The sequence below is a fragment of the Sutterella parvirubra YIT 11816 genome (assembly GCF_000250875.1).
GTDB classification, from domain to species: Bacteria; Pseudomonadota; Gammaproteobacteria; order Burkholderiales; family Burkholderiaceae_F; genus Sutterella; species Sutterella parvirubra.
In genome coordinates this window covers 1-727 of the sequence record NZ_JH604919.1, presented here as the reverse complement: position 1 = coordinate 727, position 727 = coordinate 1, and the positions used below count along the sequence as shown (strand labels likewise).

At 54.7% G+C, this 727-nt stretch carries 1 protein-coding gene; it reads right to left on the bottom strand.

Annotated elements, in window-relative coordinates:
• Window positions 1–66: 66 nt before the first annotated feature.
• Window positions 67–727, bottom strand: a 661-nt coding sequence (locus tag HMPREF9440_RS03250) for an RNA-guided endonuclease TnpB family protein (protein WP_008541481.1), incomplete at its 5' end; no start/stop codon positions are given.

Sequence of the window (727 nt, the reverse complement as noted above, 5' to 3'; positions counted from 1 at the left end):
AAACAACTCCTGACTAAAGTCAGAAGCTTTATTGTCACCTCCGAAGAGGGTCAACATCGGGAAGGTTTACTTCTCCCCTTGGGTTATCCACTGATAGCCCAAATCGCGCAAGTTGCAGGCGCTATTCACGTCCGCGTGCGCGCGATTACCACAATTCGAACAAACAAACCTATGTTTGCGGCGCTTGCCTAGCGCCTTACACTTACTGCATGTCTGCGAGGTGTACCGAGGATCGACAAAAACAACCTCGATGCCTTCGCGTGCCGCCTTGTGGACGATCATTTCCTGAAGCTCTCGGAAAGGCCATCGGTGAAGCCGGGTACGGACGCGCAGCCCGGCCTTGATTCGGTCCCGAATGTGCGTGAGGTCCTCAAGGACGATCACGCGAATGCCGTTTGCCTTTGCTTCCTGAACAATCTGCTTGCTGACGACGTTGTTGACATGCTTGACGTGCCGCCTTTCTCGGCCGGAAGCCTTTCGGAGGTGCTGATTGGCACTCCGTGAGCCGTTGCACTGAAGGCGTTTGCGAAGAGCAAGATAACAATCTCGATCGTACTTGAGCCTTCCTCCTTTCCAAAGCCCGTGAGTGGTGGCCGCCATGTTGTTTTCACCGACGTCGGTGCCTTCGACCTGATCCTTCGTCAGGCCTTCCAACGAAACCTTCCTGCTCGGTTGTTCAACCGCTATGTGAAGTTCCCAATGCCCAGGCTTGCCCCGCTTACCCTTG